Source organism: Variovorax sp. GW822-FHT04A09 (assembly GCF_058801005.1).
Genome location: NZ_JBXAMV010000005.1, coordinates 75,835 through 102,182 on the forward strand (window position 1 = coordinate 75,835; position 26,348 = coordinate 102,182).

Genomic DNA, 26,348 nt, shown 5'->3' on the forward strand with positions numbered 1-26,348 from the left:
GAAGGAGCACACGATGGCCCAGCAGCCGCGCAAGGACAAGAAGGACACCACCCGCGTCGAAAAAGACGGCGAATCGGCGCCGCGCCTGCCGCACGAGCGCGACCAGTCGTCGGACAGCCAGGTGATGCAGGACGGCCAGCCGCCCGAGAAGGGCCGGCGCGGCTACGAAGACGTGGAACGCGGCGTGGTCGACACCGACCGCGGGCTGACGCCCGAGCGCACGCCCGACGGCAAGGTCAGGCCTTGACGGTGGCCAGCTGCTGGCGCATGTCGCCGATCACCGCGCCGTAGTCCTTGGCGTTGAAGATCGCGCTGCCCGCCACGAAGGTGTCGGCGCCGGCCGAGGCCACGCGCGCGATGTTGTCGGCCTTGATGCCGCCGTCCACTTCGAGGCGGATGTCGCGCCCGCTCTGCTCGATGCGCTTGCGCGCCTGCTCGATCTTGCGCAGCGCCGAGTCGATGAAGCTCTGGCCGCCGAAGCCGGGGTTGACGCTCATGATGAGGATCAGGTCGATGTCGTCGATGGCCCAGTCCAGCGCCTCGAGGCCAGCGCCCGGGTTGAACACCAGGCCGGGCTTGCAGCCGGCGGCCTTGATGGCCTGGATGCTGCGGTGCACATGGGTCGAGGCGTCGGGGTGGAAGCTGATGTAGTCAGCGCCCGCTTGCGCAAAAGAAGCGGCCAGTGCGTCGACCGGCTGGATCATCAGGTGCACGTCGATGGGCACGGGCGTGCCGTCGGCGGTCTTGGCGTAGGGCTTGAGGGCCTGGCAGATCATGGGGCCGAAGGTCAGGTTCGGCACGTAATGGTTGTCCATCACGTCGAAGTGGATCCAGTCGGCGCCGGCCGCGATCACGTCGGTCAGTTCCTGGCCGAGGTGCGCGAAGTCGGCGGAAAGAATGGAGGGCGCAATGCGGAACGGGGTGCTGCTCATAACCCCGGATTCTCGCAGCCGACGGAAGTCCGAGGAAAGGCCTCCGTTACCATGCGCCCCATGTCACACAGCCCCTTCAGCGTACAGGTCGAACCGCGTTACCTGGCCGACCAGTCCTCGCCCAAGGACAACGTCTACACCTTCTCGTACACGATCACCGTCACCAACGTGGGCACGGTGGGCGCGCAATTGATCGCGCGCCACTGGCTCATCAACGACGCCTCCGGCCATGCGCAGGAGGTCAAGGGCCTCGGCGTGATCGGCCAGCAGCCGCTGCTGGCGCCCGGCGAATCGTTCCGCTACACCAGCGGCTGCCGCCTGCAGGCGGCCAGCGGCACCATGCACGGCAGCTTCTTCGTGGTGACCGAAGAAGGCGAGCGTTTCGACGTGCCGGTTCCCATGTTCGTGCTCGAAGCCGACATTGGCGGCGCCCCGGTCTCCCGGGTGCTGCACTGAGCGCGCGACGCGCTCTTTTTCTTTCTTTTCTCTCCCGCTCCCCCATGGCTGCCGCATCGCGCGATCTGCAGGGGCTGCTTGCCGGCCTCGACCCCACGGCCGATGTGGCGCAGCGCCACATCTGGCTCATCAACCTCTTCGACTGGCTGCGCGGCGACCGCGCCTCGCCGCAGGCCGCCATCGGCCGCGTGCAGTTGCTGCTCGACGCCGTCGAGGCACGCCCCGAGCTGTGCGAGCGGCTGCGCGCCTGGTGGCGCGCGTTCACGCAGTCGGTCGACCTCACGGCGCTGCTGGCCGACTACGGCTTTGCGCCGCGCACCGCCTTCCTGAGCGAGTTCGGCGAACGCATGCGCCGCAAGATATTGCCGGGCACGCCCGAGACCACCGACGCCTCGGACCTGTTCCGGCTGGTGCTGCCCGGCGTGTTCGACGCCGGCTGGATCGCGCTGCTCGACGACACCCAGCTCGCGCGCATCGGCGCGCTGCTGGCCGACGCCGCGCCCATGCCCGACGGCTCGGCGCGCTGGCGCCACACGGTGATGGACGCCGTCACCTACTGCTGCAGCCAGGTGGTGGCGACGGGCTTTTCGCCCGAGCTGCGGCTGCGCATCAGCCCCGAAGCGGGCGAGGCGCGCCCTTTCCACGCCCTCATGGCCGACCTGGACGCGCTGCGCGAGCAGATGTTCGCCCTGCCGCGCGACGAAGAATCCCTGCAGGCCGCCTTCGTGGCCTTCCGCGACCGGCTCGATGCCTGCCGTTCCAGCGCCTCGTCGGTCTACACGCACCTGGAAGACAACGGCATCTCGGTCGGCCTGGTGTTCCGGCTGCGCCAGCTGCGCGAGCGCGTGCTGCGCATCCGCGAGCTGCTCGACTGCCTGATGTCGCCCGTGCCGGGGCCCAGCATGGCGCGGCTGGTCGGCAAGCTGGTGCTGGCGGGCGGCGAGCGCAACAGCATCCGCGCGCTGATCGCCTCCAACTCGTCGATGCTCGCGGCCAAGGTGACCGAGCGCAGCGCCGAGACGGGCGAGCACTACATCACCCGCGACCGCCGCAGCTACCTGCAGATGGTGAAGAAGGCCGCCGGCGGCGGCGCCTTCACGGCGCTGACGGTGCTGGCCAAGTTCGGCATCTACGCGCTGGCCCTGTCGGCCTTCTGGAGCGGGCTGGCCGCGGGCCTCATGTACGCGGCCAGCTTCGTGGCGATCCAGCTGCTGCACCTCACCCTGGCCACCAAGCAGCCGGCCATGACCGCGCCCGCGATGGCGGCGCGGCTGCGCGACATCAAGTCGGACGACGCCGTGGACGAGTTCGTCGACGAGGTGGCCAACCTCGTGCGCTCGCAGGTGGCGGCCGTGCTGGGCAACGTGCTGCTGGTGGTGCCGGCGGTGGGCCTGCTGGTGCTGGGCTGGCAGGCCGCGCTGGGCCGGCCGCTGCTGGACGCGGCGCATGCGGCCTCCACGCTGCATTCGCTGTCGCTGCTCGGACCGACCGTTCTTTTCGCGGCAATCACCGGCATCCTGCTGTTTTCGTCCAGCATCATCGCCGGATGGACAGAAAACGCCTTTGTCCTGCATCGCCTGGACTCCGCCATGCGTTACAACCCTCGCATCGGCGCCTTTCTCGGTGCCGCCCGGGCCCGTCGCTGGGCCGCCTTCATGCGCACACACATCTCAGGCTTCGCCTCCAACATCTCGCTGGGACTCATGCTCGGACTGCTGCCCGCGTTCGCGGGTTTCTTCGGGCTCGGGCTGGATGTGCGCCATGTCACGCTGTCGGCCGGCCAGATCGCGGCCGCGGCGGCATCCATCGGCCTGCCGGCACTGCACCAGCCGGCCCTGTGGTGGGCGGTTGCGGCGATCCCGGTGATCGGCGCGCTCAATGTGAGCGTGAGTTTCTATTTCGCTTTCCGGCTGGCGCTGCGCGCGCACAGCGTGAGCCTCGGTGACCGCGCCCGCATCCGCAGCGCGATCTGGGCCCGCTGGCGCAGCCGGCCGGTGAGCTTCTTCCTGCCTACATGAACCTGACCGCACTCCTCGCCGAACTCCAGGGCTTCTGGGCCGAATGGGCGCGCCCCTCGGCCGGCCTGCCCACCGTGCTCTGGGCCCTGCTGGTGGCCGCCGCCGCGGCCTCCGGCCACCTGGTGCAGCGCTACCTGGGGATGCCGAAGGTCATCGGCTATTCGGTGGTGGGCGCGGTGGTGGGTTTTGCCGGCTTCGAGGGCGCGATCTGGCCGCTGCGCGGCATCAGCCTGTTCCTGCTGGAGCTGGGCGCGGCCGTGGTGCTGTTCGAGGCGGGCGGGCGGCTGCCGCTGCGCTGGTTCCGCCACAACCCGATGGTGCTGGTGCAAAGCCTGCTGGAGGCGGGGCTGACCTACTTCGGCGTGTACTGGATATTGATTCTTCTGGGCCTGCCCGAGCCGGTGGCCAACCCCATCGCGCTGATGGCGATCGTCGCCTCGCCCGCCGTGCTCAGCCGCGTGATCATGGACACCCGCGCCGCCGGCCCGGTGACCGAGCGCGCCATGACGCTGGCCACGCTCAACACCTTCTACGCCCTCACGCTGGGCTACGCGCAGGCCGGCCTGATCGAGCGCGCGCCGCAGTCGCTGATGCTCAAGCTCTACCCGGTCGCGGTGGTGCTGGGCATGTCGTTCGTGGTCGGCGCGATCATGGCGCTGGCGCTGCGCTCGGCGCTGCGCGTGATGAGCCCGAACAGCGAGAACACCTCGATCCTGCTGCTGGCGATCATCGCGGCGGGCGCGGCGCTCACGGCCCACATCGGCGGCTCGGCGCCGCTGGCGGCGCTGATCGGCGGCGTGCTGCTCAAGACGCTCAACCCCAAGCCCTGGGCCTGGCAGCGCCAGCTCGGCACCGCCTCGTCGCTGCTGACCATGCTGATGTTCGTGCTGGTGTCGATGGTGGCGGCCCAGGCCGACTGGACCCTGCCCGTGGCCAGCGTGGTGCTGGCCGTGATCGGCGTGCGCCTGGTCACCAAGATCTCGGGCGTGGCCATTGCCAACCCGGGCAGCGGCGCCAGCTGGAAGCAGGCGTTCTGGGTCGGCTGCGCGATGACGCCGCTGTCGTCCATCGCCCTGCTGATCGCCTCCAATTTCGCCTCGGCCTCGCCGCTGCTGGGCACCATGATCACGCAGGTCGCCCTGCCCTCGATCCTGCTGATGGAAGTGATGGGCGCCGTGCTCGCCACCGTGGCGATCCACGCCGTGGGCGAGAGTTCGGTCCCCTGGACGCCACAGGCCTTCAGCACCACGGAAGACACGCAGCGATGAGCAGCAACAGCAACCCCACCTCCGTCCTCCCGATCGATCCGGACAGCGACGACGTGCGCTCTGCGCCGCTGCCCGCCGATCCGGCCAGCCGCGCCGTCAAGCTCGAGCCCTTCAACAAGTCGGAGGCGCTGTCGCTCGGCGTGGAGCTCGAGCTGCAGCTCGTGAACACGCACGACTACGACCTCGCGCCGTATGCCGAAGACATGCTGCGCCTGATGGCGCAGACGCCGCTGCCCGGCAGCGTGGTGCCCGAGATGACCTCGAGCATGATCGAGATCTCGACCGACATCTGCCATTCGGCGCAGGACGTGATCACGCAGCTGTCGCCGATCCGCGAGGCGCTGATCAAGAACGCCGACAAGCTCAACATCGCGGTGGTCGGCGGCGGCACGCATGCGTTCCAGCAGTGGCACGAGCGGCGCATCTACGACAAGCCGCGCTTTCGCGAGCTGTCGGAGCTGTACGGCTACCTGAGCAAGCAGTTCACCATCTTCGGCCAGCACGTGCACATCGGCTGCCCCGACGCCGACTCGGCGCTGCTCATGCTGCACCGCATGTCGCGCTACATCCCGCACTTCATCGCGCTGTCGGCCTCGTCGCCCTTCGTGCAGGGGCAGGACACGCAGTTCGACTCGGCGCGGCTCAATTCCGTGTTCGCGTTCCCGCTCTCGGGCCGCGCGCCCTTCACCACGAGCTGGAAGGAGTTCGAGGCCTACTTCGAGCGCATGACCCGCACCGGCGTCGTGCGCAGCATGAAAGACTTTTATTGGGACATCCGCCCCAAGCCCGAGTTCGGCACCATCGAGATCCGCGTGTTCGACACGCCGCTCACCATCGAGCGCGCCGCCGCGCTGGCGGGCTACGTGCAGTCGCTGGCCGCGTGGTTCCTGCAGGAGCAGCCTTTCGAGCCGAGCGAGGACGACTACCTCGTCTACACCTACAACCGCTTCCAGGCCTGCCGCTTCGGCCTGGACGCGGTGTACGTCGACCCGGCCAGCGGCCAGCACATGCCGCTGCGCGACCACATCCTGATGACCATGACCCAGCTCGAATGGCACAGCGAGGCGCTCAACGCCACGCAGGCGCTGGGCGAGCTGCGCACCAGCGTCGAGGCCAACCGCAACGACGCGCGCTGGCTGCGCGAGAAGCAGGGCAAGGAACGGCTGCTGGCGGAAGTGGTTCGGCAAGCCTCGCTGCGTTTTCGCGGCGCGGCCTGACGTTGCTCAGGCCGCCACGGCCTCCTGCGAAAACTGCCGGCGGTACACCGTCGGCGACACCTTGAACGCCGTGGCGAAGTGCTTGCGCAGCAGCACCGCCGAGCCGAAGCCCGCATCGGCCGCCACGCGCTCCACGGAACGGTCGGTCGTTTCGAGCAGCCGCTGCGCCAGCGCCAGGCGCTGGTTTTGCAGCCACTGGCCGACCGTCGTGCCCGTCGATTCGCGAAAACGCCGCGTGAAAGTGCGCCGGCTCATGAGCGCGCGCCGGGCCAGGTCATCGAGTTCATGCGGCGTCTGCAGATGCCGCCCCAGCCATTCGAGCAACGGCGTGAGCCGGTCGCGTTCCGCCGCTGCCGGCACGGGCTGCTGGATGTACTGCGCCTGCCCGCCCTGCCGGTGCGGCGCGACGACCATGCGCCGCGCGGCGCGGTTCGCGGTGTCGGCGCCGTAGCGCACGCGCAGCAGGTGCAGGCAGCAGTCGATGCCCGCGGCCGTGCCCGCCGAGGTGAGCACGTTGCCGTCGTCCACGTACAGCACCTCGGGCTGCAGCACGACCTGCGGGTACTGCCTGGCAAAGGCTGCGGCCAGGTGCCAGTGCGTGGTCGCGGGCCGGCCATCGAGCAGGCCGGCCTCGGCCAGAACGAAAGCACCCAGGCACAGCCCGACCACGGTGGCGCCGCGCCGGTGCGCCGCCTGCAGCGCGCGGATGAGCGCGGGCGGTGCGGGCCGGCCGTCGTCGCGCCAGGACGGCACCACCACGATCTGCGCGCGGCGGATCGCCTCCAGGCCGTGCGGCACCACGAGCGTGAAGCCCGCGTTGGTGGCCAGCGGCCCGGGCTCGGGCGCGCAGACCTGCACGCGAAAACGCGGCGCGCCGGTGTCGGTGCGGTCTTCGCCGAACACCATGCAGGGCACGGAGAGGTGGAAGGGGCTGATGCCGTCGAAGGCGACCACGGCAATGGTCTCGGCGATGGTTTTGGCGGCAGATGAGCGCATGGCCCGATCTTATCGATGAATGGCTTTCGGGCCACTGTCGCAAAACCCGCGGTGCGCGAAGAATCGAGCCATTCCAGACACACAACCACCGAAGGAGATATCCATGAGCCAGTCCGCACCGCGCCGCGCCCTCGTCGTCATCGACGTGCAGAACGAATACTTCGAAGGCGGCGGCCTGCCGATCGAGTACCCGCCGGTCGAGAGTTCGCTGCCGAAGATCGCGCAGGCCATGGACGCGGCCCGCGCGGCCGGCGTGCCGGTGGTGGTGGTGCAGCATCACGCACCGAAGGGCGCGCCGGTCTTCCAGGCCGACAACTTCCACGGCCAGCTGCACCCCGAAGTTGCGAAGCGCCCGCGCGACCACCTGGTCACCAAGGCCTTCCCGAGCGTCTTCACCGGCACCGACTTCGCCGACTGGCTTGCGCGCCACGAGATCGACACGCTGAGCGTGACCGGCTACATGACGCAGAACTGCGACGCCTCCACCGTGTTCGAAGCCATGCACCGCGGGCTGAACGTGGAGTTCCTCTCGGACGCCACCGGCGCGCTGCCGTATGAAAACGCAGCCGGCCGCGTGAGCGCCGAGGAAATCCACCGCGTCTTCAGCGTCGTGTTCCACAGCAACTTCGCCGCCGTGGCGACGACCGACGCGTGGATTGCTGCGCTGAAGAGCGGCGCGGCGATCGAGAAGGACAACGTGGTCATGTCCAACCGCCGCGCGCGCGGCGTCTGACCTTCTCGCTCAGGCCAGGTTCAACGGCTGCAGCACGGGCTGCCAGCGCTGAACCGCGATCTTCTTGAAGCCGCGGCCGTTGGGGTGCAGCTCGTTGGCCCAGTCGGTCGGGCCCAGCGTGCCGCGGCTGTCCACCACGTGCAGGTGCTGCGGGTCGCCCTTGGCGATGTTCTGCAGCATGCCGTGGAAGCCGTCGATCAGGTGGTCGACGCAGGGCTTGAACAGCTCGGGCGCCACGCCCGCGTCGACCAGCGCCGGGCGCAACCAGCCTTCGCGCCCGAACAGCGCCTTGCCGGTGGGCGGCGCGTAGTCGTAGCTGTGCATGACGATGTGGCAGTCCACGCTGGTGCGGGTGTAGATGAGGCCGATGAGCGCGCGGTACTGCTCGTCCATGTCGACGAGGAACTGGTCGAAGCCGCCCTTGCCGTTGCGAAAGCACTGCGCGGCCTGGGTCTCACCCGTGCAATCGGACTTGAGCAGCGGGCGCAGGTCGTTGAAGCCCGCGAAGTCGTTGCCGCCGCCGCTGATGAACACCGCCGACAGCGTCGGCCCGTACAGGCGCAACGACTCGCGCACGGCGTTGCGGTACTTGCCTTCGACGTAGTCCTGGGCTTCCGCGCCGTTCATGCCCTTGGCCAGGATCACGTGGCCGCGCGCGCCGACCACGTCGCCCAGGAAGTTCAGCAGGCTGCCGCCCGGCAGCGGGTACCAGAACCACGAATCGCCGAAGGCGAGGATGGTCGCGGTGCCGTGCGGGCCCATCTGCATCTTGGTCTCGTCCCAGTAGACAGCCATGGCGAACTCCTCGTGTAGGGAGCGCCATGGTTCTCGCAACCGCCGCGCGGCGCCATCCCCCGTTCGCAGTAGAACCTGCTGCTCAGTCCCGCAGCGACTGCACCAGCAGCACCAGCTCCGCCTGCCGGTGGCAGTCGGTCTTGCGCATCACGTTGCGCAGGTGGCTGCGCGCCGTGTGTTCGGAGCAGTGCTGCGCGGCGGCGAAGTCCTTCACGGTCTTGCCGCTCGCCAGCAGCAGCGCGAGCCGCGCCTCGGTCGGGCTCAGGCCGAGCAGGCTTTCCAGCTGCCGCGGCTCCACGGGCGCCGCCTCGGCCGGATGGGCGAAGACCACGAGCGCGCGATGGCGCTGGCGCAGCACGGCCAGCGGGTGCGAGGGCTTGAGCGGCAGCACCGTGATGCGGACCACGCTGCCGGCCACGGGCAGGTGCAGCACGCCGGCCCGCGCGCCACCGGCCGGGGCGCAGGCCTCGCGCACCCGCTGCTCGAAGGCCGACTGCAGCGCGGACGACGCGAGCCGCAATCGCCCCTGCGCGCTGTCGAACAGGCCGCCGCGGCCCGCGCACGCCGCCGCGCGCGCGTTCAGGTGGTCGATGCGGCAGGCCTCGTCGACCACGGCGATGCCCTGCGGCAGCGCGTCGAGCGCCGACAGCCCGGTGGCCGCGTGCTCGCCCAGCTGCATCATGCGGGCGCGCAGCTCGCTGGCGCGCACCAGGTGCGGCGACAGGCGCCGGCAGAAGGCCTCGCTCTCGGGGCCGTAGGGCGCCTCGGCCCGGGGGCGGATGAAGCCGAGCACTTCGCGCGTGTCGTCGTCGGTGCGCAGCCCCATGGCCAGCGTGTGGCGCAGGCCGAGCGGCGCGAGCCAGTCGACGTAGATCGGGCTGCGCGACAGCGTGCGCGCGCCGAAGTAGGCGTGGTCGGCCACCGGCGTGCCCAGCGGGGCGTTCACCGGCATCTGCATGCGGATGTCGTCGCGCGCCAGGTGCTGCTCGTACTCGCGCACCTTGTCGGGCGGGCTCTCCAGGTTGGCGAGCCCCGCGCCAACCACCGAGCAGTCGGTACGGCGCACCGTGAGCGTGTGAAAGCAGGCGGCGCCGAGCACCTCGCGCATGGCATCGAGCGCGTCGTACCAGTCGCCGGGACAGGTGATCCCGTCGTACAGCAAGGCAACGATCCGGTCGGTGTCGGCCTCGGCGGACACGCCTCCCTGCACGATGGCTGTCATGGCGGCCTCCTCCTGTTTGGACTTTCGGTGTATCCGCTTGCATGACGGTATTACAAAATGCTTCCAGTGTCAGCCCCCCTTTCCCGTGGGCGCCGCGGCGGGCGGCCCCGCGCCAGGTCGTTATGCTCTCGCACCCATGGGTGAATTCGACCTGATCACACGCTATTTCAAACGTCCCGCCACGCGCTCGCCGCTGGGCGTGGGCGACGACTGCGCCTTGCTCGCGCCAGCCGCGGGCATGCAGCTCGCCGTGTCCTCCGACATGCTGGTGGAGGGGCGGCACTTTCTCTCGACCGTGGAGCCGGCCCGGCTGGGCCACAAGGCGCTGGCCGTGAACCTCAGCGACCTGGCGGCCTGCGGCGCAAAACCGCTGGCCTTCACGCTGGCGCTGGCGCTGCCCGGCGTGGACGAGCCCTGGCTCGAAGGTTTTTCGCGCGGCCTGTTCGCGCTGGCCGACGCCCACGGCTGCGAGCTGGTGGGGGGCGACACCACGCGCGGCCCGCTCAACATCTGCATCACCGTGTTCGGCGAAGTGCCGGCCGGCGCCGCGCTGCTGCGCTCGCGCGCGCGCGCGGGCGACGACCTGTGGGTGAGCGGCTCGCTCGGCGATGCGCGGCTGGCGCTCGAGGTGTTCCGCGGCACGCTGAGCCTGCCTGCCGACGCCTTCGCGCAAGCGCGCACGCGCATGGAACAACCCACGCCGCGCGCGGCGCTGGGCCAGGCGCTGCGCGGCATCGCCACCTCGGCGGTGGACGTGAGCGACGGCCTCATCGGCGACCTGGGCCACATCCTCGCGGCCAGCGGCGTGGGCGCCACGCTCGATGCCGATGCCACCACCGCGCTGATCGCCGTCGACACGGCCGGCCTGCCCACCGAGGCGCTGCGCACCTGCGCGCTCTCGGGCGGCGACGACTACGAGCTGGTGTTCACCGCGCCGGCCTCGGCGCGTGCGGCAGTGGAGCAGGCCGGGCAAGCGAGCGCCACGCGCGTCACACGCATCGGCCGCATCGAAGCGGACGCGGGGCTGCGCATCGTCGATGCGGCCGGCGCGCCGGTGTCACAGCGCTTCGGCTCGTTCGACCACTTCGTCTAGGGCCTGTTCAAGAGCCGCGCAGCATCGCGCGCATCTTGTCCTGCGCGGTGTTGATGGCGGCCGACTGGCGGCCCAGCTGCTGCACCATCTTGTCGAGCTCGGCCCTCACCGCGGGGTCGGTCACGGTGAGCGAAGCGCCGGAGACCTGGAGCTTCGACTTGTTCTTCTCCATGAAATCGCCGATGGCCAGCGCACTGTCGAACACGGCATCGAGCGCGGGGAACACCTCCTTGAACGTGGCGGCGGGCGTCGTCACCGTCTTCTCGTAGGCCTTGCCATAGACCTGCTTCAGGTCGTCGGGCTGCTTGAGCTGCGCGCGCGCCGCGTCGGCCTTGGCCAGCTGCTGGTCGAGCGCGCTGCGCAAGCCGCCCAGACCCTCCTTGGCGGCCTTGAGATCGTCACGGCGCGCCGGCAGGTCGGCCAGCGAGCGCAGCGCGCCCTTGGCCATGACCTGCGTCATCGGCTGGCTCACCGACTTGTTCATGCCTTCGTTGAAATCGGTGATCACCGCGTAGTGCTGCGCGTAGTCGCCGAACGATGCTTTTTCTTCGGCGGTGGGCGTGGGCACGCGCAAGCCGGGCTTGTCGAGCACGCGGGTCTGCAGGTAGGCGATGAAGGCGCTGCGCTGCTCGGCCTCCTTGTTGCCGCAGGCCACGAGCAGCATCGACAGCATCAGGCCGAATGCCAGGACCAGCCATGCGGAAGAGAAACGGGACCGTGTGGTGGTGGTCATGGGGGCACCTGCTTTCGCGCGAAGAAAAAAGACCGGCCAGCATACGACCGGCCCGCCCCCGCGGCTACTGCAGGCTCTGCTTCAGCGCCTCGATGAACGCCCGCGCCGCCGCCGACAGCGAATGGCCGCGCTTGGTGACGATGGAGATGTCGCGCACCACGCGCGGTGCGCTGAGCACCTTCACCACGAGCACCGGGTTCTTCTCGGCGCGCGCGAAGGCCGACGGCATGATCGACGCGCCCATGCCCGCCGCCGTCATCCACAGCGCGGTGGACAGGAAGGACACCTCGTTCACCACGTCGAGCGTCACGCCCGCCTCCGCCGCCGTGCCGTCGATCAGCGGGCGCACGCCGTAGCCGGGGCGCACGGTGATGACGGGGTGGCGGCCCAGGTCCGACCAGCGCACCACGCGTGCCTTGGCCAAGGGGTGGTCGGTGCGGCACACCACGGCGAGGTGATCGCGCATGAGGCGCTGCACCTCGACCTCGGGGCCGGGCCGCTCGGGCGTGCCGATGCCGAAGTCGACGTGCTCGCCGAGGATGCGCGACAGGAACTGGTCGGGCGCGCAGTCGTTCACCAGCACGCGAACTTTCGGGTGCTGCTCGCCGAAGGCACGCAGCGCATCGGGCAATAAAAATCCGGCCAGCGTGGGCGTGATGGCCAGCGTCACGCGACCGCGTTCCAGCGTGGCGAGTTCGCGGAAATCGGCCGAGAGCGAATCGACGTCGCGCAGCACGCGCTCGACGGTGGAAATCATCTGTTCGGCTGCGGCCGTGGGCTTGAGCGCACGCGTGGTGCGGTCGAACAGGCGCGTGCCCAGGCCCTCTTCGAGCTGGCGGATCAGCATGCTCACGGCCGACTGCGTGACGAACAGCCGCGTGGCCGCGGCGCCCAGCTTGCGCAGCTGGTAGACCGCGAGAAACGCACGCAGCTGGCGGATCGTAGGACTGAAGTTCGTATTCATCAGAAAATTTGAAAAATCATTCGGAATTTCTTGATTTACGAATGAATGCTGCCATCGTTCAATCTCCGATCAAAGCACCGAATTCAAGGAGAGGCCCGAATGACAGCACCCATCGCCCGCGGCATGCACGCATTTCGTGGGCGACGCAGGCAACTGCTGTGGGCCGTGGCCGGCGCGCTGGTGGCCGGCACCGCCCTGGCGCAAGCCCCGGCGGGCGATTTCCCCATCAAGCCGATCCGCATGGTCGTGACCTTCCCACCCGGCGGCAGCGCCGACGGCGTGGTGCGCATGCTGGTGCCGCGCCTGAACGAAAAGCTGGGCCAGCAGGTGGTGGTCGACAACCGCCCCGGCGCGGGCGGCAACGTGGGGCTGACGCTGGTGGCCAAGGCGCCGGGCGACGGCTACACGCTGGGCGTGGGCGCGGCGGGCGCGCTGGCGGCCAACGTGAGCCTGTACCCACAGATGCCCTTCGATCCGCAGAAAGACCTCAAGCCGGTGGGCATGCTGGCGGCCATTCCCTTCGTGCTGGTGGGCCACCCGTCGGTGGCCGCGAAGACGCAGCGTGAACTCATCGCGCTGGCCAAGGCGAAGCCGGCCACGTTGTCGATCGGCCACGGCGGCAACGGCACGGCCATGCACCTGTCGGCGGCGCTGTTCAACCAGATGGCGGGCACGCGGCTGGTCGAGGTGCCCTACCGAGGCTCGGGCCCGGCGGCGCTCGACGTGCTGGGCGGGCAGATTCCGCTGGCGGTGGTCGACCTGCCCTCGTCGCTGCAGCAGATCCGCGCCGGCAAGCTGATCGCCTTCGCCGTGACCAGCCCGCAGCGCCTGCCGATGCTGCCGGAGGTGCCGACGGTGGCCGAGGCCGGCCTGCCGGGCTACGACTCGACCGGCTGGTTCGGCGTGGTCGCGCCGGCCGGCACGCCCGCGCCGGTGGTGGCTCGGCTCAATGCCGAGCTCAACGCCGCGCTCGGCGACGAGCAGGTGAAGACCGCGATGCGCGCGCTCGGCGTGGAGCCGGCGCCGGGCTCGGTCGAATCCTTCGACAGCTACATCCGCGCCGAGACGAAGAAGTGGGCCCAGGTGATCCAGGACGCCCACATCAAGCTCGATTGAACGACAAGCCGATAGAGACATGACGAAGACCGCCGACACCTCGATGCAAGCCGACGTGCTGATCGTCGGCGCCGGCCCCGTGGGCCTCACGCTGGCGATGGACCTGGCCTCGCGCGGCGTCTCGGTGATCCTGTGCGAGACGCGCCGCTTCGCCGAGCCGCCGAACGTGAAGTGCAACCACGTGGCCTCGCGCACCATGGAGCAGTTCCGCCGCCTGGGCGTGGCGCAGCAGCTGCGCGATGCCGGGCTGCCGGCCGACCACCCGAACGACGTGGTGTTTCGCACCACGGTGACGGGCACCGAGCTCACGCGCATTCCCATTCCGTGCCGGCGCGACCGCTACACCGAGACCGAGGGCCCGGACGCGTGGTGGCCCACGCCGGAGCCGCCGCACCGCATCAACCAGATCTACCTCGAGCCGATTCTGCTGAAGCACACGGCCGCGCTGTCGGGCGTGACGCTGCTCAACCGCACGCGCTTCGAGCGCTTCACGCAGGATGCCGAGGGCGTGAGCGCCATCGCCACCGACATGGACAGCGGCGCCACGCGCAGCATCCGCTGCCGCTACATGGTCGGCTGCGACGGCGGCAGCTCGCCGGTGCGCAAGCAGATCGGCGCGAAGCTCGAAGGCACGGCCGTGATCCAGCGCGTGCAGTCGACCTTCATCCGCGCGCCGCAGCTGCGCGACATGATTCCGGGCAAGCCCGCGTGGTCGTACTACGCGATGAACCCGCGCCGCTGCGGCACGATGTTCGCCATCGACGGCCACGAGACCTGGCTGGTGCACAACCACCTGAACGCCGAAGAGCCCGAGTTCGACTCGGTCGACCGCGACACCTCGATCCGCGAGATCCTGGGCGTGGGCCCCGACTTCCATTACGACATCATCAGCAAGGAAGACTGGATCGGCCGGCGCCTCGTGGCCACGCGCTTTCGCGACGGCCGCGTGTTCCTCGCGGGCGACGCCGCGCACCTGTGGGTGCCCTACGCGGGCTACGGCATGAACGCCGGCATTGCCGACGCGCTCAACCTCTCGTGGCTGCTGGGCGCCTGCGTGCAGGGCTGGGGCGACGAGGCCATCCTCGACGCCTACGAGGCCGAGCGGCTGCCGATCACCGAGCAGGTGTCGCAGTTCGCGATGGACCATGCGCAGAAGATGATCCGCGCGCGCCGCGCCGTGCCGCCCGACATCGAGGCGCCCGGCCCGGCGGGCGACGCGCAGCGCGCCGAGATCGGCCGCGAGGCCTATGCGCTCAACGTGCAGCAGTTCTGCTGCGGCGGGCTCAACTTCGGCTATTTCTACACGGGCTCGCCGATCATCGTGCCCGACGGCGAGCACCGCGCGCCGCCGTACTCGATGGGCGAGTTCACGCCCTCCACCGTGCCCGGCTGCCGCGCGCCGCACTTCTGGCTGGCCGACGGGCGCTCGCTGTACGACGCCTTCGGCCCGGGCTACACGCTGCTGCGCTTCGACCGCAGCGTGGACGTGCGCCCGCTGGAGCGCGCGGCCGCCGCGTACCGCATGCCGCTCACGGTGCTCGACATCGAGACCGCGAGCCTGCCCAAGGCCTATGCGCACCGCCTCGTGATGTGCCGCGCCGACCAGCACATCGCGTGGCGCGGTGCGCACCTGCCGGCCGATGTGTACGACCTCGTCGCCACCTTGCGCGGCGAAACGCGCCGCGAACGTGGACGCCGGCGCGCGCTGGCCTGGGAAGGCGTACTGGCTTAGCGCCGCGCCACCGCGCGCCACGCCAGCCACGCGGCGATGGCAGGCGCCAGCGCGAAGACCGTGAACAACCAGATCGCGGCCGAACGCGCACCGTCCACGCCGCCGGGCACCGTGAGCCCCGCCGCATTCGCCACCAGCCCGGCCACGGCCGCGCCGACGGCCATGCCGTACAGCTGCACGGTGGTGATCGAGGCGGAGGCCAGCCCCTCTTCGCCGCGCGGCGCCAGCGCCATCACGCGCGTCAGCAGGTGCGGCCAGCCGATGCCCACGCCGAAGCCGACCGCGGCCAGCGCCACCGCCACGAGCGAGGTCTCGACATTGGCGTCCAGCGCCCCCGGCGTCGGCAGCAGCCACGCGAGCGCCAGCAGGCCTGCGGTGCAGACCACCGGCCCGGCGCGCAGCATGCGGTCGGCGCCTGCGCCAGTGCGGCCCGACGAGGTCAGCGAGCCGATGCTCCAGCCGCCCGCCATCGCCGCCGTGAGGTAGCCCGCCATGAGCGGCGAGTGGCCGTGCAGCAGCTGCAAGAAGTAGGGCACGAAGATTTCGGTGGTGGTGCCGATCAGCAGCAGCGCCACGCTTGCGTAGATCGCGCCCAGCGGCGTGCCGAGCGCATAGGCGCCGGTCGGCAGCAGGCGCACCGCGCCGGTGCGGCGGTCGATGCGGGTGGCGGCGAAGCCGATGGCCAGGCCCAGCGCCACGCCCACGGCCTGCCCCGCGAGGCCGGGCCAGAAACCGCTGGCGGCAATCACCAACACCGACAGCGCCAGCAGCGCGATCTGCGGCGCCGGCACGCGCGGCATCTGCGCCGGCCGGTCATGCCGGATGCCGGCCGCGGGCCGCAGCTGCACCGCCACCAGCAGGGCCTGCGCCGCCGCCACCGGCAGCAGCGCCCAGAAGGCCCAGCGCCAGTGGCCGGCCTGCGCGAACAGCCCGCCCACGGCCGGCCCGCACAGCGTGGCGACGCCCCACATGCCCGACACCAGCGCCACCGCGCGCGGCCAGAGCCGTGGCTCGAACACGCGCTGAATCAGCCCGTAGCTCAGCGCCGCCAGCAACCCGCCGCCCAGGCCCTGCACCGTGCGCCCCGTGAGCAGCCACGGCATGGCCGGCGCCAGCGCGCAGCCCACCGAGCCGGCCGTGAACACGGCCAGCGCCGTGAGGCAGGCGCCGCGCGGCCCGCGCGCGGCCAGCAGCCGCACCGAGAGCGTGGCGCCGAGGATCGAGCCGACCACGAACAGGGTCGTGCTCCAGGCGTACCAGTCGAGCCCGCCGATCTCGCGCACCACCGAGGGCAGCACGGTGGTCACGATGTGGACGTTGACCGCGTGCAGCGCGACGCCGCCGGTCAGCGCCAGCGCGCGCCAGCCATTGCGCCCGCTGAACAGGTCGCGCCAGGCGGCGGTGGGCGGCGGCGCGCCAACGGCGGCGGCATCGAGGGAAGAGGAGGAGGACGACATGAGAACGAAGGAGAACGCCAAGGGAGCCTGGATACTAGGCGGCGCCCCTCAATTAAACAAGCTATTGCTTTGATAAATAGAAACTTCGGCGCGCAGCCGTCGCACAGGATGCGCGACACTTCGAAACCGATGCACGCCGTTTCTTCTTCCCCTTCTTCCTCGATGGATTCCTCTTCCGCCACCACCGGCGCCCTGCCCCGTCCCCCGATGCGTCGCCCCACCCTGCGTTTCCTACTCTCGCACCCCGCGCACTTCATCGCGCTGGGCTTCGGCTCGGGGTTGTCGCCCTTCGCGCCGGGCACCGTGGGCACGCTGTGGGCCTGGGCCGCGTTCGTGGTGATGCAACTGTGGTTCACGCCCGCGACCATCGGCTGGATCATTCTGGCCGGCCTGCCGATCGGCTGGTGGGCCTGCACGGTCGCTGCGCGCAACATGAACGTGTCCGACCCCGGCGCCATCGTGTGGGACGAAGTCGTCGCCTTCTGGCTCGTGCTCTGGCTGGTGACGCCGGCCGGCCTGTGGGCACAGGTCGTGGCCTTTGCGCTGTTCCGTTACTTCGACGCCGCCAAGCCCGGCCCGGTGGGCTGGGCCGACGCCGCCTTCAAGCCGCACGACCCCGCGCGGGTGCAGTGGTGGCGCGCCGGCTTCGGCATTCTTCTGGACGACCTGGTGGCGGCCTTCTGCACGCTGCTGGTCATTGCGCTGTGGCGCGCATGGTGAACCCGATGCAACCTTCCGCTTCCCCGGCGTTGGCCGAACAGGACGTCCCCGCGCTCGTCGCGACGCTGGCCGAACGGCTGCAGGCCCGGGGCTGGATGATGGCCACCGCCGAAAGCTGCACCGGCGGCCTGATCGCCGGCGCCTGCACCGACCTGGCGGGCTCCAGCGTGTGGTTCGAGCGCGGCTTCGTCACCTACTCGAACGCCGCCAAGACCGAGATGCTGGGCGTGGACGCCGCGCTCATCGAGGCCCACGGCGCCGTCAGTGAGCCCGTGGCGCGCGCGATGGCCGAAGGCGCCATTGCCCGCGGCGCCCCGGCGCGCGCGGCCGTGGCCGTGACCGGCGTGGCCGGCCCCGCAGGCGGCTCGCCCGACAAGCCCGTGGGCACCGTGTGGTTCGGCTGGTCGGTCGACGGGCAGGTGCGCACCGAGCGCCGCCGCTTCGACGGCGACCGCGCCACGGTGCGCGCGGCGACGGTGCACTACGCGCTGCAGACGCTGGTCCAGCTGCTGGCGCGCTGATCGCGCGCGGGCTGTTCAGGCCTGCATGAAATCGCCGACCGGCCGGCGCGGCGCGGGCGGCACCGGCGCCGTCGGAAAGCCCAGGCGGCACATCATCTGCACGGTCGGGCTGCGCGCATGGCGCGACGGCGCGGCGCCGATCAGCATGTCGTGCGCCGCCGCGTGGTGCGGCGCCATCTCCGGAAACTCCTCGAGCGGCTGGCTCATCGGCTGCATGCCCAGGCCCAGGTCGGTGGCGCGCAGCTGCTGGCGCACGTAGGCCCGGCCCGCGGCGATCTGCTCGCTGCGGCTGTTGCCGCCGGTGCTGATCCAGACGAAGCCCATTGCCGTGTGGGCCTGGTCCTCGAACATCCGCAGCGTCTGCCGGAAGGAGAGGCTGTCTTCGGCGGCCGGCACCTCGCGGTCGAAGCGCCCCAGCGCGACCGCCATGCGCAGCGCCGGGTCGTTGAGCGAGAAGCCGTCGCGGTGTGCCAGGATTTCCTGCGGCCCGATGCGCAGCAGGCGCAGGTTCTCGCGCGCGGTGTGGGGCGTGACCAGCTCCACGCGCGCCGCCGCCGCGCACAGCTTGCGCAGCGGCAGCACGCGGGCCATGTCGACCGTGCCGGCCGATTGCACGCCCCCGCCCGCCCCCGAGGCCACGGCCGCGGTGAGCCCCTGCAGCATGTCGGCCGACACCCTGCGCCCGGTGTCGAAGCGCTGCTTGGGCGTGCGCCGCCGCAGCACCTGCGCGAACAGCGGATCGGGCGTGCCGCCGCGCGACAGCGTGAGACGCGCCACCGGCAGGTCGGGCCACTGCTGCGGCGCATCGCCCACCAGCTCGCCCTGCGGCCACAGCTGCACGCGCGCCTGCACGCCCTGCTGGGCCAGCGCCATCACCAGCAGCTCGATGAACGCGCCGTGGCCGATCATGAGCTGGCGGCCGAAGGGGTCGGTGGCGGGCTGCACGCGGGCGCGGTCGGCGTGCAGCACGATGGCGTCGGGCTCGCGCAGGTCGACCCGCCACGGCTGGCCGTTGTAGGCCGTGGGCGCGGTGACGGCATAGGCGACGGCGCGCTTGCGCACATCGGGCTCGTCGCCCGGGCCGTTCCAGATCTCGAAGGCGGCGGCCGGCACGTCGGCGTGGAGCCACCAGGTGGCCAGGGCCGTCGCGCCCGCCGCCACCGCGAGGCCGCCGCCCAGCAGGCGCACGAAATTTCTGCGTTCTCTCATGGGCTCGATCGGTTGAAGCATCGGGCGCGTGACACACGGCCTGCCCGTGGCCGATTGCAGCACCGCGCCGCGCGGCGCCACGCGGCCCCCTGTCGTTTCCGACAGGGGTAGGTGGGCCGGCTCAGGGCGTGAGCAGGCCCAGCGCCAGGGCCCGCGCGCAGGTGGCGGTGCGGCCCTGCGTGTCGAGCTTGCGGGCGGCGCCCACGAGGTGGAAGTACACGGTGCGCTCGCTGATGTGCAGGATCTCGGAGATTTCCCAGGTCGACTTGCCCACCGCCACCCAGTGCAGCACCTCGCGCTGGCGCGCACTCAGCACCGGCACCTTCGCGTCGCCCTGCAGCCGGCGCACGGTCGAATGCAGGCAGGAGGCGAAGTAGTTCATCGGCGCCAAGGTCGCACGCAGTTCGCGCAGGTCGGCGGTGGCGTCGGTGGTCAGGGTCATGAAGGCCCAGTCGATGCCGGGCGTCCACAGCGGCACGGTCAGCCCCGCCTTCAGCCCGTGCTCGCCGGCGCTGCGCAGCAGGCCGCGGGCGCGCTGCCCGATGTCGGCGCGCGTGTGGCTCACCTGCCCGAGCCAGCTCCACGCGGTGGCCGGCATGCCGGCGCGCACATGCTGCACGCGGGCGTCGGCCTGCTCGCCGGCGTTGCTGCGCAGCGACTCGTAGCGGCTGCGGGCCCAATCGACGGGCAGCTCGTGGAAGAACACCAGCGCGTCCTGCGTGGGCGCGTCGGCACGGGGCGTGGGCACCGGGCGCTTGAGCACGTAGGCGCCGTGGTTGAAGCCCATCGCCCGCATCGCGCGGCGGTTGACCTGCGCGACCTCCTCGAGCGTGCGGGCGGCCATGACGGCCTCGACGAACTGCCAGTCGTTGATCACCTCGGCCATGGATGCGTCCCCTCGGGTTGTGTGCGGCGGGCGCTGCGCTGTGGTTCTGGTTTTTCTGCGCCACCGCCAGGGCGCCGGCCCTGCAAGGACCGGCATCGGGGCGCATGTTAATGCGGGACACCCGGAATCACCCATGCACTTCCTTGCACGGCGCATCCGGGCGATGATCCGGCACCACCCATCCCGAGGCCCCATGACCGCTGCCACCCACGCCCCGACCATCGAGCGCTTCTACAGCGCGTTCTCGCAACTCGACGCCGCCACCATGGCCGCCTGCTACGCGCCCGACGCGGTGTTCGACGACGAGGCCTTTTCGCTGCGCGGCCGGCGCGAGATCGGCGGCATGTGGCGCATGCTCTGCGAAGCCACCAAGGCCAAGGGCGCCGACGTGTGGCGCCTGAGCTGGCGCGACGTGCAGGCCGACGCCCGCACGGGCAGCGCGCACTGGGACGCGCACTACCGCTTCAGCGCCACCGGCCGCCTGGTCGACAACAGCATCGACGCGCGCTTCACCTTCACGCCCGACGGCCTGATCGCCACGCACCGCGACAGCTTCCCGTTCTGGACCTGGTCGCGGCAGGCGCTGGGCACGCCGGGCCTGCTGCTGGGCTGGACGCCGATGCTGCGCAACAAGGTGCGCGCCACCGCCGCCGCCAACCTCGCCACTTTTCTTGCACGCCAACCTTCATGACCACTTCTTCCTCGACCGCCCTCACCTTCACGAACAACGAAGCGCAGCACCGCTACGAAGCCTCGCTCGACGGCAAGCTCGCGGCCTATGCCGAGTACAACCTGCTAACCGACGCGATCATGTTCACGCACACCGAGGTGCTGCCCGAACATGAAGGCAAGGGCGTGGGCTCGGGCATTGCGAGGCACGTGCTCGACGAGGCGCGCGCCGCCGGGCGGCATGTGATTCCGGTGTGCCAGTTCATCGCCGGCTACATCCGCAAGCACCGCGAGTACGCCGACCTCGTGCGGCCGGACATCCAGCGCGCCTTCAAGATCTGACGGCGTTCGCCTTCGGCGCGGGCAGCCACGCGAAGGCGGCGATGCCGATCACCAGCAGCGCCGCAATGACGGCCAGCACGGCGGTCAGCGGATCGCCGCCGTGCGCCGCGGCCACCGAGGCCGCCACGCCCGTGCCCCACTGCATGAACGCGACGCCCAGGAACATCGCCATGGTGAAGACGGCCATCGCGCGGCCCGTGAGTGCAGCCGGGTAGGCCACGCGCACGTCGGCGTACTGCCAGACGATGAAGCCCGAGAGCACGCCGATGAGCACCATGCCCGCGATGTTGAGCCAGGCGGAATGCACCACGGCGATGAGCGCGAACAGGCCGGCGTAGAAGAGGCCGCAGGCCACGATCCAGCGGCGGCGCGCGGCGCCATCGCGATCGAAGCGGCCGAACAGCGGCGAGCCGAACAGCGCGATCACCGACACCGCGAGCGCGACGTTGCCGCTTTGCACCAGCGAGTAGCCGTGGCGCTCCATCATCAGCGGGCCCAGCCACAGCCCGCGCAGCGAGATGAAGGCCGCATACGTCACCGCGCCCAGCACCATGATGCCCAGCGTGTGCGGCATGGCGAACAGCGCGCCGAACTGGCGCACGGCTTCGGGAATCGACTCTTTCTTCTGCGGCACGGCCGACGCGGGCTCGTGCACCCAGCGCCAGATCGCGAGCCAGGCCAAGGCAGACGCCAGCGCGAGCACCAGGAAGCCCGCGCGCCACGAATACGCCTGCACCAACCACGCGAGCGGCGTGCCGGTGGCCAGCATGCCCAGGCCGCCGATGGCCAGCACCAGGCCCGACACGGTGGCGAAACGCGCGGCCGGAAAGTGCCGCGCGATGAACACCGTGCACACGAGGAAGGCCGGCGCGCAGCCGACGCCGATCAGCGCCTGCCCGGCCACCAGCACGAGGTAGTTCGGCGACACGGCCGACAGCAGCGCACCCGCGATCGCCACGGGAAAGGCCACGAGCACGGTGCGGCGCACGCCGTGCAGGTCGATACCGATGCCCATGAAGAGCTGCATCGCGCCGAACGCAAAGTGAAAAGCCCCCGAGAAGATCCCGAGGGCTTGAGCCGAAAGGTGGAAGTCCGCTTGCAGCGGGCTCGCCATGATGGCGCCGACGGTGCGAAACGCCTGACTGAGCGCGACCCCGGCGCAGAGCGCGAGGACCATGACCCATGCCGCCTGCGGCGTCAGGGGTTGCGCGGCAGGGCGCTGCGTCGGCGCGACGCTCATTGGATAACCTTCGTGCTTCGCACTGCGGTGCGAGCTTGCTTGGGGCGGCCCGGCGCGACGCTCATGCCCCGTGGCACTTCTTGTACTTTTTTCCACTGCCGCAAGGGCACGGATCGTTGCGGCCGGGTTCGGCTTCCTTGCGGATCGTCTCGACCTTCGGGCCCAGGCTCTTCCAGAGCTGGCGCAGGTCGTACACCGCCCAGATTGCGGCGCCGAAGTCGTCCAGGCGCTGCTGGCTCACGCTGGGCGGGCCGTTCTCGTCGTACATCGACAGCGTGGGCTTGGCGGTGTCGTCCTCGGTCAGCGCGACGATGTTGTCGAGCGCGTCGTCGAGCATCTGCGCGGCTTCCTTGTCGCGCGGCGCGGCCCAGTCTTCGGGCCAGTTCTCGACCGCGTACATGAAGCCCAGCGCCCAGACCTGGGCGAACGAAGGGATCTCTTCGGCGGCCATCTCGGCACGTTCTTCCTCGGGCAGCGAGGCAATGGCGCCGCGCGTGTCGAGCACTTCGGGCTGCCAGCTGCGCTCGTCCTCGAGCGATTCGACGGGTGCGTCGAGGCCTTCCTCGATCTCGCGCCAGCGGCGCTTCCAGTTCCAGACGAACTCCATGTGCTGGGCCGGCACGAAGTGGTCGCCCAGCAGCACGGGCCAGTATTCGGTGGGGTCGATGGGGCGGCGCGTGCAGATCAGCGCGGCCATGAAGCCTTCGCAGAACTCCCACTGGGGAATTTCCTCGTCGTGCTCGCGCATGGCGTCGAGCGCGCTGTCGAGGGCGTCGAAATCGTCGGGCCCCAGGGCTTGCGAGGAGGCGGCCAGGGCAGTGTCAGGGGTATCGGGGGTGTCGGGTGTGGTCGTCATGGCAGCAGTCATGGCAGGTTGGGGGCAGCCCTCTATGATGCAGCAGGCTCCAGCCGACATCTGATGACTATGCCCACGATTATTCCGTTTCCCGCACGCTACAGCGCGTTCGTCCTGTGTGTGCTGGGTCTGGTCGCCTGCCTGGCACTGGTTCTGGCCTCGCCGCACCTGTGGCTCGCGTGGATCGGCGTGGCCGCTTTCGCGGTGCTCACCGGCACCGGCGTGCACGACCTGCGCCAGGCGCGCCACGCCATCCTGCGCAACTACCCGGTCATCGGGCACCTGCGCTTTTTGCTCGAATTCATCCGCCCCGAGATCCGCCAGTACTTCATCGAGAGCGACGCCGAGGCCGCGCCCTTCTCGCGCGCCCAGCGCTCGCTGGTGTACCAGCGCGCCAAGGGCGAGCCCGACAACCGGCCCTTCGGCACGCAGCTGAACGTGTCGGCCGCGGGCTACGAGTGGATCAACCACTCGATGCAGCCCACGAAGCTGGACGGGCACGATTTCCGCATCGTGATCGGCGGCACGCCGCAGCCGGCCGATGCGAACCCGGCGCAGGTCTGCACGCAGCCTTACAGCGCCAGCGTGTTCAACATCTCGGCGATGAGCTTCGGCGCCCTGTCGGCCAACGCCATCCTCGCGCTCAACCAGGGCGCGCAGATGGGCGGCTTTGCGCACGACACCGGCGAGGGCTCGATCTCGCAGCACCACCGCGTGCACGGCGGCGACCTGATCTGGGAAATCGGCTCGGGCTACTTCGGCTGCCGCAACGACGACGGCACCTTCAACGCCGAGCGCTTCACCGCCAACGCGCGCGACCCGCAGGTGAAGATGATCGAGATCAAGCTCAGCCAGGGCGCCAAGCCCGGCCACGGCGGCGTGCTGCCGGCGGCGAAGGTCACGCCCGAGATCGCGGCGGCGCGCGGCGTGCCGGTGGGCGTGGACTGCGTCTCGCCCTCGTCGCACAGCGCGTTCTCCACGCCGACCGAGATGATGCATTTCGTCGCCAGGCTGCGCGAGCTGTCGGGCGGCAAGCCGACCGGCTTCAAGTTCTGCCTGGGCCACCCGTGGGAATGGTTCGGCATCGTCAAGGCGATGCAGGCCACCGGCATCACGCCCGACTTCATCGTGGTCGACGGCGCCGAGGGCGGCACCGGCGCGGCGCCGGTCGAGTTCAGCGACCACGTCGGCGCGCCGCTGCAGGAAGGCCTGCTGCTGGTGCACAACACGCTGATCGGCGTGAACCTGCGCCACCGCATCAAGATCGGCTGCGCCGCCAAGGTGATCACCGCCTTCGACGTGGCCCGCATGATGGCGCTGGGCGCCGACTGGTGCAACGCGGCGCGCGGTTTCATGATGGCGCTGGGCTGCATCCAGGCCCAGAGCTGCCACACCGGCCACTGCCCCACCGGCGTGACCACGCAGGACCCGGTGCGCCAGCAGGCGCTGGTGGTGCCGACCAAGGCCGACCGGGTGCGCAACTTCCACCGCAGCACGCTGCATGCGCTGCAGGAGCTGGTGCAGGCCGCGGGCCTCGATCACCCGCAGCAGATCACCGCGCACCACATCGTGCGCCGCATTTCCGACACCGAGGTGCGCCTGCTGAGCAACCTGGTGATGCAGGTGCAGCCCGGCGCGCTGCTCGGACCGCTGGACAACCAGCACACCGTTTTCCGCACCTACTGGCCGCTGGCCAGTGCACAGAGTTTCCAGCCCGTGACGCAGGGCCCGCACGGGCTGCTGGCGCCGGGCTTCGCCATGGCCGCATGAATCCACTGAGACGAGGAGGCGCCGCGACGCGCCTGTACAGCCAACGGGGCGCCGCGTCGGCGCCCGCGCCGCTCGACGACGCCCCGGGCTCGGCGCCCGGCGACTACGCCGAGTTCCTGCGCGTCACGCTGCCCAGGCAGGCCAAGAACGTGGCCAGCCACCGCTTCGGCAGCGAGCGCGTCTGGCTCAAGAAGGCCGGTCCGCGCCACGGCAAATGGGGCTACCGCGTGATGGCGCTGGCCGCGCGGCTGGCCGGCCTCGACGTGATCAAGCCCGTGCCCAACCCGGGCGGCGAGGCCGCCATCGCCACCGAGGCCCGGCGCCTGAAGCAACTGGCCGCCGCAGGCCTGCGCGTGCCGATCGTGCTGGCGCAGCAGGCCGACGGCCTGCTGATTTCCGACCTCGGCGAAAGCGGCCGTGCCACCGTGGTGCTGCAGGAGCGCATCGACCAGGCCGCCGCCGCCGGCCCGGCCGCCCTGCTCGCCGTGTGGCGCGAGGGCCTGGCCGCCATCGCCGCCGTGCACCTGTGCGGCCAGCACCTGAGCCAGGCCTTCGACCGCAACCTCGTGCAGTGCCCCGACGGCGTGATCGGCTACATCGATTTCGAGGACGACCCCTCCGAGGTCATGACCCTGGCCGAATGCCAGGCCCGCGACTGGCTGAGCTACCTGCACTCCACGGCCATGATGCTCGAGGCCGCCGCGCCGCAGGCCGCGGGGCAGCACTGGCACGCGGCGCTGGCGGAGGTGGACGAGGAAGTGCGCGAGCGCATCGCGAACGCGGCGCGGCGCATGAAGTGGGCGCAGAAGCTGCCGGCCAGCCGGCGCTGGGGGCGGGACACGCAGCGCGTGCGGGCCGTCGCGCGCTTGCTGGGGCAGTGGTACGAGCTGAACAAGGCCTGAGCCAGATCGGCGTGGCCTACGCCAGCGCCGACCGCACCGCCACCCCGCGCAGCGCCAGCCGCTTCTTCATCGACAGCACCGCCTTGTCCTTGCTGAACAGCTGCGCCCCGTGCGCCACGGACAGGTCGATGAACACCTGGTCGTCCGGATCGCTGCACACGCAGGGCGCACGCGCCGGCACCTCGGTCACCAGCTGCACGCGCGCATCGAAATCCGCGAGCACCACCGGAATCGTCAGCTCGCGCTGCGCCATGCGCCGGGCGATCAGCGGGTAGCCCAGCACGCGTTCCAGTTCGCTGCGCATCGCGGGCGTGGCCAGCCAGCGCAGCGCACCGCGCGCGAGGTCGTCGACCAGCGGCGCCCAGGCCGGGTCTTCGAAGACCAGCAGGTCGAGGGCGATGTTGGTGTCGATGACGACGAGGTCGGAGGCAGGCAAGGTCATGGGGGGCGTGAAAACGGTCGAGCGCCGATGTTGCACCATGCGGGCGCCACGGCCGCTGG

27 protein-coding genes are annotated in these 26,348 nt (G+C 70.6%); 15 read left to right on the plus strand and 12 right to left on the minus strand.

Annotated elements, in window-relative coordinates; genetic code table 11:
* The first annotated feature begins 13 nt into the window (after nucleotides 1-13).
* Nucleotides 14-247 (plus strand): hypothetical protein, encoded by a 234-nt coding sequence (locus tag AC1RLW_RS23740; protein WP_095743382.1) that lies wholly within the window; start codon nucleotides 14-16, stop codon nucleotides 245-247.
* Here the strand turns inward: AC1RLW_RS23740 and rpe are convergent.
* Nucleotides 237-932, minus strand: a complete 696-nt coding sequence (gene rpe / locus AC1RLW_RS23745) for a ribulose-phosphate 3-epimerase (RefSeq protein WP_062480999.1) — start codon at nucleotides 930-932, stop codon at nucleotides 237-239. The two genes, AC1RLW_RS23740 and rpe, sit on opposite strands and share 11 nt — an antisense overlap.
* Nucleotides 933-992: 60 nt before the next feature.
* Here rpe and apaG point away from each other — a divergent pair, with 60 nt between their 5' ends.
* The 4 genes from apaG to AC1RLW_RS23765 are packed head-to-tail and all read left to right on the plus strand — an operon-like array spanning nucleotide 993 to nucleotide 5,891.
* Entirely contained in the window at nucleotides 993-1,388 is a 396-nt protein-coding gene (gene apaG / locus AC1RLW_RS23750; RefSeq protein WP_062481013.1) for a Co2+/Mg2+ efflux protein ApaG, read from the plus strand.
* Nucleotides 1,389-1,432: 44 nt separating this feature from the next.
* Entirely contained in the window at nucleotides 1,433-3,406 is a 1,974-nt protein-coding gene (locus AC1RLW_RS23755) for a site-specific recombinase (RefSeq protein ID WP_493195395.1), read from the plus strand.
* Nucleotides 3,403-4,674 carry a cation:proton antiporter gene (locus AC1RLW_RS23760; RefSeq protein ID WP_062480997.1) on the plus strand — a complete coding sequence of 424 codons (1,272 nt, stop codon included), beginning with the start codon at nucleotides 3,403-3,405 and terminating at the stop codon, nucleotides 4,672-4,674. The genes AC1RLW_RS23755 and AC1RLW_RS23760 overlap by 4 nt, the downstream gene beginning before the upstream one ends.
* Nucleotides 4,671-5,891, plus strand: a complete 1,221-nt coding sequence (locus AC1RLW_RS23765) for a YbdK family carboxylate-amine ligase (RefSeq protein WP_062480995.1) — start codon at nucleotides 4,671-4,673, stop codon at nucleotides 5,889-5,891. Before AC1RLW_RS23760 ends, AC1RLW_RS23765 begins: the two co-directional genes overlap by 4 nt.
* 6 nt (nucleotides 5,892-5,897) lie before the next feature.
* Here AC1RLW_RS23765 and AC1RLW_RS23770 read toward each other — a convergent pair whose 3' ends face one another.
* Nucleotides 5,898-6,887 carry a GlxA family transcriptional regulator gene (locus AC1RLW_RS23770; protein ID WP_493195396.1) on the minus strand — a complete coding sequence of 330 codons (990 nt, stop codon included), beginning with the start codon at nucleotides 6,885-6,887 and terminating at the stop codon, nucleotides 5,898-5,900.
* A 103-nt stretch (nucleotides 6,888-6,990) separates the two neighbouring features.
* On the opposite strand from AC1RLW_RS23770, the gene AC1RLW_RS23775 reads away from it, so the two are divergent.
* The gene (locus AC1RLW_RS23775) at nucleotides 6,991-7,620 is read left to right on the plus strand and encodes an isochorismatase family protein (protein ID WP_493195397.1); all 630 of its coding nucleotides are present in this window, start codon (nucleotides 6,991-6,993) and stop codon (nucleotides 7,618-7,620) included.
* Nucleotides 7,621-7,629: 9 nt separating this feature from the next.
* Here the strand turns inward: AC1RLW_RS23775 and AC1RLW_RS23780 are convergent, their stop codons facing one another.
* Together AC1RLW_RS23780 and AC1RLW_RS23785 are read right to left on the minus strand one after the other, a co-directional pair.
* Complete coding sequence (locus tag AC1RLW_RS23780) at nucleotides 7,630-8,415, minus strand: SGNH/GDSL hydrolase family protein (RefSeq protein ID WP_307587666.1); 786 nt, start codon at nucleotides 8,413-8,415, stop codon at nucleotides 7,630-7,632.
* An 82-nt stretch (nucleotides 8,416-8,497) separates the two neighbouring features.
* Nucleotides 8,498-9,637: a helix-turn-helix transcriptional regulator gene (locus tag AC1RLW_RS23785; RefSeq protein WP_493195398.1), complete on the minus strand. Its 1,140-nt coding sequence runs from the start codon at nucleotides 9,635-9,637 to the stop codon at nucleotides 8,498-8,500.
* 136 nt (nucleotides 9,638-9,773) lie between these two features.
* Between AC1RLW_RS23785 and thiL the strand changes: the two genes are divergently transcribed.
* Nucleotides 9,774-10,730, plus strand: a complete 957-nt coding sequence (gene thiL / locus AC1RLW_RS23790; RefSeq protein ID WP_493195399.1) for a thiamine-phosphate kinase — start codon at nucleotides 9,774-9,776, stop codon at nucleotides 10,728-10,730.
* Between the two features lie 7 nt (nucleotides 10,731-10,737).
* Here the strand turns inward: thiL and AC1RLW_RS23795 are convergent, their stop codons facing one another.
* Complete coding sequence (locus AC1RLW_RS23795) at nucleotides 10,738-11,463, minus strand: DUF3053 domain-containing protein (RefSeq protein WP_095743374.1); 726 nt, start codon at nucleotides 11,461-11,463, stop codon at nucleotides 10,738-10,740.
* 64 nt (nucleotides 11,464-11,527) lie between these two features.
* Nucleotides 11,528-12,427: a LysR family transcriptional regulator gene (locus tag AC1RLW_RS23800; protein WP_095743373.1), complete on the minus strand. Its 900-nt coding sequence runs from the start codon at nucleotides 12,425-12,427 to the stop codon at nucleotides 11,528-11,530.
* 99 nt (nucleotides 12,428-12,526) lie between these two features.
* On the opposite strand from AC1RLW_RS23800, the gene AC1RLW_RS23805 reads away from it, so the two are divergent.
* Complete coding sequence (locus tag AC1RLW_RS23805; protein WP_083259391.1) at nucleotides 12,527-13,543, plus strand: Bug family tripartite tricarboxylate transporter substrate binding protein; 1,017 nt, start codon at nucleotides 12,527-12,529, stop codon at nucleotides 13,541-13,543.
* Nucleotides 13,544-13,562: 19 nt separating this feature from the next.
* A complete protein-coding gene (locus AC1RLW_RS23810; RefSeq protein WP_493195400.1) occupies nucleotides 13,563-15,275 on the plus strand; it encodes an FAD-dependent oxidoreductase in 1,713 nt (570 codons plus the stop codon).
* On the opposite strand, the gene AC1RLW_RS23815 is transcribed toward AC1RLW_RS23810, so the two are convergent.
* Complete coding sequence (locus tag AC1RLW_RS23815; RefSeq protein ID WP_493195401.1) at nucleotides 15,272-16,732, minus strand: MFS transporter; 1,461 nt, start codon at nucleotides 16,730-16,732, stop codon at nucleotides 15,272-15,274. The two genes, AC1RLW_RS23810 and AC1RLW_RS23815, sit on opposite strands and share 4 nt — an antisense overlap.
* A gap of 162 nt (nucleotides 16,733-16,894) precedes the next feature.
* Between AC1RLW_RS23815 and AC1RLW_RS23820 the strand changes: the two genes are divergently transcribed.
* Nucleotides 16,895-17,452 carry a phosphatidylglycerophosphatase A family protein gene (locus AC1RLW_RS23820; RefSeq protein ID WP_235926901.1) on the plus strand — a complete coding sequence of 186 codons (558 nt, stop codon included), beginning with the start codon at nucleotides 16,895-16,897 and terminating at the stop codon, nucleotides 17,450-17,452.
* The gene (locus AC1RLW_RS23825; protein WP_487848723.1) at nucleotides 17,446-17,973 is read left to right on the plus strand and encodes a CinA family protein; all 528 of its coding nucleotides are present in this window, start codon (nucleotides 17,446-17,448) and stop codon (nucleotides 17,971-17,973) included. The genes AC1RLW_RS23820 and AC1RLW_RS23825 overlap by 7 nt, the downstream gene beginning before the upstream one ends.
* Nucleotides 17,974-17,988: 15 nt before the next feature.
* On the opposite strand, the gene AC1RLW_RS23830 is transcribed toward AC1RLW_RS23825, so the two are convergent.
* The gene (locus tag AC1RLW_RS23830; protein ID WP_235944209.1) at nucleotides 17,989-19,182 is read right to left on the minus strand and encodes an Acg family FMN-binding oxidoreductase; all 1,194 of its coding nucleotides are present in this window, start codon (nucleotides 19,180-19,182) and stop codon (nucleotides 17,989-17,991) included.
* Between the two features lie 121 nt (nucleotides 19,183-19,303).
* Entirely contained in the window at nucleotides 19,304-20,068 is a 765-nt protein-coding gene (locus AC1RLW_RS23835; protein WP_493195402.1) for a helix-turn-helix transcriptional regulator, read from the minus strand.
* Between the two features lie 193 nt (nucleotides 20,069-20,261).
* On the opposite strand from AC1RLW_RS23835, the gene AC1RLW_RS23840 reads away from it, so the two are divergent.
* Both AC1RLW_RS23840 and AC1RLW_RS23845 read left to right on the plus strand, forming a co-directional pair.
* Nucleotides 20,262-20,759: a nuclear transport factor 2 family protein gene (locus tag AC1RLW_RS23840; protein WP_070063749.1), complete on the plus strand. Its 498-nt coding sequence runs from the start codon at nucleotides 20,262-20,264 to the stop codon at nucleotides 20,757-20,759.
* A complete protein-coding gene (locus AC1RLW_RS23845) occupies nucleotides 20,756-21,079 on the plus strand; it encodes a GNAT family N-acetyltransferase (protein ID WP_095949686.1) in 324 nt (107 codons plus the stop codon). The genes AC1RLW_RS23840 and AC1RLW_RS23845 overlap by 4 nt, the downstream gene beginning before the upstream one ends.
* Here AC1RLW_RS23845 and AC1RLW_RS23850 read toward each other — a convergent pair.
* Nucleotides 21,069-22,256: an MFS transporter gene (locus AC1RLW_RS23850; RefSeq protein WP_493195586.1), complete on the minus strand. Its 1,188-nt coding sequence runs from the start codon at nucleotides 22,254-22,256 to the stop codon at nucleotides 21,069-21,071. The genes AC1RLW_RS23845 and AC1RLW_RS23850 overlap by 11 nt on opposite strands.
* Nucleotides 22,257-22,380: 124 nt before the next feature.
* A complete protein-coding gene (locus AC1RLW_RS23855) occupies nucleotides 22,381-23,175 on the minus strand; it encodes a YecA/YgfB family protein (protein ID WP_139702165.1) in 795 nt (264 codons plus the stop codon).
* A gap of 69 nt (nucleotides 23,176-23,244) precedes the next feature.
* Here AC1RLW_RS23855 and AC1RLW_RS23860 point away from each other — a divergent pair, with 69 nt between their 5' ends.
* Together AC1RLW_RS23860 and AC1RLW_RS23865 are read left to right on the plus strand one after the other, a co-directional pair.
* The gene (locus AC1RLW_RS23860) at nucleotides 23,245-24,945 is read left to right on the plus strand and encodes an FMN-binding glutamate synthase family protein (protein ID WP_493195587.1); all 1,701 of its coding nucleotides are present in this window, start codon (nucleotides 23,245-23,247) and stop codon (nucleotides 24,943-24,945) included.
* Complete coding sequence (locus AC1RLW_RS23865) at nucleotides 24,942-25,847, plus strand: BUD32 family EKC/KEOPS complex subunit (protein WP_070063745.1); 906 nt, start codon at nucleotides 24,942-24,944, stop codon at nucleotides 25,845-25,847. Before AC1RLW_RS23860 ends, AC1RLW_RS23865 begins: the two co-directional genes overlap by 4 nt.
* A gap of 16 nt (nucleotides 25,848-25,863) precedes the next feature.
* Here AC1RLW_RS23865 and AC1RLW_RS23870 read toward each other — a convergent pair whose 3' ends face one another.
* Complete coding sequence (locus AC1RLW_RS23870; protein ID WP_139702167.1) at nucleotides 25,864-26,289, minus strand: PIN domain-containing protein; 426 nt, start codon at nucleotides 26,287-26,289, stop codon at nucleotides 25,864-25,866.
* Between the last annotated feature and the right edge of the window lie 59 nt (nucleotides 26,290-26,348).

What these genes read in the sequence shown, in the direction of transcription:
- AC1RLW_RS23740 (WP_095743382.1), top strand. Translation starts at nt 14, where the DNA reads ATGGCCCAGCAGCCGCGCAAGGACAAGAAGGACACCACCCGCGTCGAA.
- rpe (WP_062480999.1), bottom strand. Translation starts at nt 932, where the DNA reads ATGAGCAGCACCCCGTTCCGCATTGCGCCCTCCATTCTTTCCGCCGAC.
- apaG (WP_062481013.1), top strand. Translation starts at nt 993, where the DNA reads ATGTCACACAGCCCCTTCAGCGTACAGGTCGAACCGCGTTACCTGGCC.
- AC1RLW_RS23755 (WP_493195395.1), top strand. Translation starts at nt 1,433, where the DNA reads ATGGCTGCCGCATCGCGCGATCTGCAGGGGCTGCTTGCCGGCCTCGAC.
- AC1RLW_RS23760 (WP_062480997.1), top strand. Translation starts at nt 3,403, where the DNA reads ATGAACCTGACCGCACTCCTCGCCGAACTCCAGGGCTTCTGGGCCGAA.
- AC1RLW_RS23765 (WP_062480995.1), top strand. Translation starts at nt 4,671, where the DNA reads ATGAGCAGCAACAGCAACCCCACCTCCGTCCTCCCGATCGATCCGGAC.
- AC1RLW_RS23770 (WP_493195396.1), bottom strand. Translation starts at nt 6,887, where the DNA reads ATGCGCTCATCTGCCGCCAAAACCATCGCCGAGACCATTGCCGTGGTC.
- AC1RLW_RS23775 (WP_493195397.1), top strand. Translation starts at nt 6,991, where the DNA reads ATGAGCCAGTCCGCACCGCGCCGCGCCCTCGTCGTCATCGACGTGCAG.
- AC1RLW_RS23780 (WP_307587666.1), bottom strand. Translation starts at nt 8,415, where the DNA reads ATGGCTGTCTACTGGGACGAGACCAAGATGCAGATGGGCCCGCACGGC.
- AC1RLW_RS23785 (WP_493195398.1), bottom strand. Translation starts at nt 9,637, where the DNA reads ATGACAGCCATCGTGCAGGGAGGCGTGTCCGCCGAGGCCGACACCGAC.
- thiL (WP_493195399.1), top strand. Translation starts at nt 9,774, where the DNA reads ATGGGTGAATTCGACCTGATCACACGCTATTTCAAACGTCCCGCCACG.
- AC1RLW_RS23795 (WP_095743374.1), bottom strand. Translation starts at nt 11,463, where the DNA reads ATGACCACCACCACACGGTCCCGTTTCTCTTCCGCATGGCTGGTCCTG.
- AC1RLW_RS23800 (WP_095743373.1), bottom strand. Translation starts at nt 12,427, where the DNA reads ATGAATACGAACTTCAGTCCTACGATCCGCCAGCTGCGTGCGTTTCTC.
- AC1RLW_RS23805 (WP_083259391.1), top strand. Translation starts at nt 12,527, where the DNA reads ATGACAGCACCCATCGCCCGCGGCATGCACGCATTTCGTGGGCGACGC.
- AC1RLW_RS23810 (WP_493195400.1), top strand. Translation starts at nt 13,563, where the DNA reads ATGACGAAGACCGCCGACACCTCGATGCAAGCCGACGTGCTGATCGTC.
- AC1RLW_RS23815 (WP_493195401.1), bottom strand. Translation starts at nt 16,732, where the DNA reads ATGTCGTCCTCCTCCTCTTCCCTCGATGCCGCCGCCGTTGGCGCGCCG.
- AC1RLW_RS23820 (WP_235926901.1), top strand. Translation starts at nt 16,895, where the DNA reads ATGGATTCCTCTTCCGCCACCACCGGCGCCCTGCCCCGTCCCCCGATG.
- AC1RLW_RS23825 (WP_487848723.1), top strand. Translation starts at nt 17,446, where the DNA reads ATGGTGAACCCGATGCAACCTTCCGCTTCCCCGGCGTTGGCCGAACAG.
- AC1RLW_RS23830 (WP_235944209.1), bottom strand. Translation starts at nt 19,182, where the DNA reads ATGAGAGAACGCAGAAATTTCGTGCGCCTGCTGGGCGGCGGCCTCGCG.
- AC1RLW_RS23835 (WP_493195402.1), bottom strand. Translation starts at nt 20,068, where the DNA reads ATGGCCGAGGTGATCAACGACTGGCAGTTCGTCGAGGCCGTCATGGCC.
- AC1RLW_RS23840 (WP_070063749.1), top strand. Translation starts at nt 20,262, where the DNA reads ATGACCGCTGCCACCCACGCCCCGACCATCGAGCGCTTCTACAGCGCG.
- AC1RLW_RS23845 (WP_095949686.1), top strand. Translation starts at nt 20,756, where the DNA reads ATGACCACTTCTTCCTCGACCGCCCTCACCTTCACGAACAACGAAGCG.
- AC1RLW_RS23850 (WP_493195586.1), bottom strand. Translation starts at nt 22,256, where the DNA reads ATGGTCCTCGCGCTCTGCGCCGGGGTCGCGCTCAGTCAGGCGTTTCGC.
- AC1RLW_RS23855 (WP_139702165.1), bottom strand. Translation starts at nt 23,175, where the DNA reads ATGACGACCACACCCGACACCCCCGATACCCCTGACACTGCCCTGGCC.
- AC1RLW_RS23860 (WP_493195587.1), top strand. Translation starts at nt 23,245, where the DNA reads ATGCCCACGATTATTCCGTTTCCCGCACGCTACAGCGCGTTCGTCCTG.
- AC1RLW_RS23865 (WP_070063745.1), top strand. Translation starts at nt 24,942, where the DNA reads ATGAATCCACTGAGACGAGGAGGCGCCGCGACGCGCCTGTACAGCCAA.
- AC1RLW_RS23870 (WP_139702167.1), bottom strand. Translation starts at nt 26,289, where the DNA reads ATGACCTTGCCTGCCTCCGACCTCGTCGTCATCGACACCAACATCGCC.